At 56.1% G+C, this 2,119-nt stretch carries 3 protein-coding genes; all 3 read left to right on the top strand.

Annotation, left to right across the window (positions count from 1 at the left end; all coding sequences use genetic code 11):
* On the top strand, positions 1 to 470 hold a 470-nt coding region (locus A2I95_RS33315; RefSeq protein ID WP_291736728.1), incomplete at its 5' end, for an ABC transporter ATP-binding protein.
* A gap of 33 nt (positions 471 to 503) precedes the next feature.
* On the top strand, positions 504 to 1,547 hold the full coding sequence (locus A2I95_RS33310; protein WP_291736726.1) for a RelA/SpoT domain-containing protein: 1,044 nt from the start codon (positions 504 to 506) through the stop codon (positions 1,545 to 1,547).
* Positions 1,548 to 1,554: 7 nt separating this feature from the next.
* Positions 1,555 to 2,007 carry a paraquat-inducible protein A gene (locus A2I95_RS33305; protein WP_291736724.1) on the top strand — a complete coding sequence of 151 codons (453 nt, stop codon included), beginning with the start codon at positions 1,555 to 1,557 and terminating at the stop codon, positions 2,005 to 2,007.
* Positions 2,008 to 2,119 lie beyond the last annotated feature (112 nt).

Raw genomic sequence — 2,119 nt, 5'->3', positions numbered from 1 at the left:
GGCAGAATGTGGCCTTCCGCCTGCTGCGCGGCGCGCTGAAACGCCCGGCTGAGGAAGCCCGCGAAATCGCCATTGAAAAACTGCGCCGGGTGGGGCTGAAATCAGACGTCGCCGACCGCCTGCCTGCGGAGCTGTCGGGGGGCATGCAGAAACGGGTGGGCCTCGCCCGCGCCATTGCTGCCGAGCCGGAGATCATCTTTTTCGATGAGCCAACGACGGGCTTGGACCCGATCATGTCCGGCGTCATCAACGATCTGATCCGCGAGATCGTGGTGGAGATGGGCGCCACCGCAATGACCATCACCCACGACATGACCTCGGTCCGGGCGATTGCCGACAACGTAGCGATGCTGCACGGCGGGGTGATCCAGTGGACCGGCCCGGTCAGCGAGATGGACAACTCGGGCGATCCCTATATGGAGCAATTCATCCACGGCCGCGCGGAGGGACCGATCGAGGCGGTGCGGTGACGTCACCATTTAAGCAAGTGAGAGTTACAAAAAATGTCCTTCCCTCTTCCACCGGATAGCAAGGCCAGAGTTCGCAAGGCAGGTAAGGCCATTGCTGCCAAAACCGAAACCCAAGAGGATATTGCCATTGTAGACCAATGGAGAGCCTCCCATGGATACGTTTTAAACACTTTCAAGATCTGGCTGAAGCGGGCTTTGGAGAGAGAAGGAGTCGAGGCTGAATTCGCACAACGCTTAAAGCGGCGGAACACCGTTATCGACAAGCTGTGCCGTACAAGGCCTGATGGGACATCATTTATTTCCGATGTAACATCGATGCATGACTTTGCTGGTTGCCGCCTAATTTTCGCAAGCATCGAAGACTTAACCAAGTTCCGGGAGGCCTTACACTCTCCCCAAACGATGCGCAACATCAACCACAAGCTACGCAACGAGCTGAACAAGTATAACTACATAGAGAACCCAAAACTCAGCGGCTACAGAGGGATACACGATGTTTTTCGCCATTTCCCCCGCCCACACCGCAGAGGAACGAACACTTCCGAACCTTGGCATGGCCTCCAAGTCGAAATCCAGTACCGTACGAGGGTGCAACATGCTTGGGCAACGGCACTTGAAATTTCTGATCTCGTAGACGGGCAGCGCACCAAGTTCGATCTGCACGGTGGCGATCGGGTGGAGTTCTTTGCCGTTGCAAGCGAAATCCTTGCACGAGAACAAGAGGGACTCAAGCGCGCCTTTCTTGAAAAGACTCGCGATGAACTGCGACTGCGACTTCAGGAACTCGAAACGAAACTGGGTATCTTGCAGCGCTTGGAAGCTCTCAAACAGTTTGATGGATTCGAAAAACTCGGAAAACACAATGTGTTGAACATTGTGTTTTCCGGAAAAGAGCACTCACTTGAAGTCTACCGATTTAACTCTCCGCAAAAAGCCGTGACTAAGGCCAATGAGCTTGAAAGCGAAGCGAGTAGCTTGAACGCAGTATATGTTCGAGCTGACAATCCCAACCAGCTGCGAAGTGCATACCGAAACTACTTTAACGACCCCTTAGACTTTGTGAGGATGCTGAAATAGCACTTTTATGACCCTCCGCCTCCTCACCCTGTCGCTGCTGATCCTCTACCCCGTCGCCTGGTTTGCGCCCTTGATGCGGGCCGGGCTGCTGCCGATCTTCGGCCTCAGCGAAATATCGGTGCTTACGGGGCTGCAATCTTTATGGGGCAGTGATGCGGTGCTGGCGCTGATTGTGACATTTTTTGCGATCTTTGCGCCCTACCTCAAAACCATCGGCCTGGCGCTGGTGCAGTGGGACCTGCTGGATACGCGGGTGCAGCCAGTCCTGCATGTGCTGAGCAAACTGGCGATGGCTGATGTTTTCCTCATCGCGCTCTACATCACGCTGGCCAAGGGGATAGGCCTTGCGACCATTGAGACCGCCTGGGGGTTGTACCTGTTCACGGCATGCATCCTGGCCTCGCTGGGGCTGGGGATGCTGACTGAACGCACTGCAAAGATTGGCAAAACACCGGACTGAAAGCTTGATCCGGCGCTGAACCGCTCCATTTCGTAGGGCCGAACACCTGTATCGCAGGGGTCCGGCATGCTGCGCCCGGTTGACGGGCGTCCCCCGCAGCCCGCCGGCCCCG

The sequence above is a fragment of the Leisingera sp. F5 genome (genome assembly GCF_001593695.1).
Note: the sequence above shows the minus strand (reverse complement) of the source record. Positions and strands in the feature narration are given on the sequence as shown.

Excerpts from the sequence above, each read along its gene's own strand:
- A2I95_RS33310 (WP_291736726.1), top strand. The coding sequence starts at position 504 with ATGTCCTTCCCTCTTCCACCGGATAGCAAGGCCAGAGTTCGCAAGGCA.
- A2I95_RS33305 (WP_291736724.1), top strand. The coding sequence starts at position 1,555 with ATGACCCTCCGCCTCCTCACCCTGTCGCTGCTGATCCTCTACCCCGTC.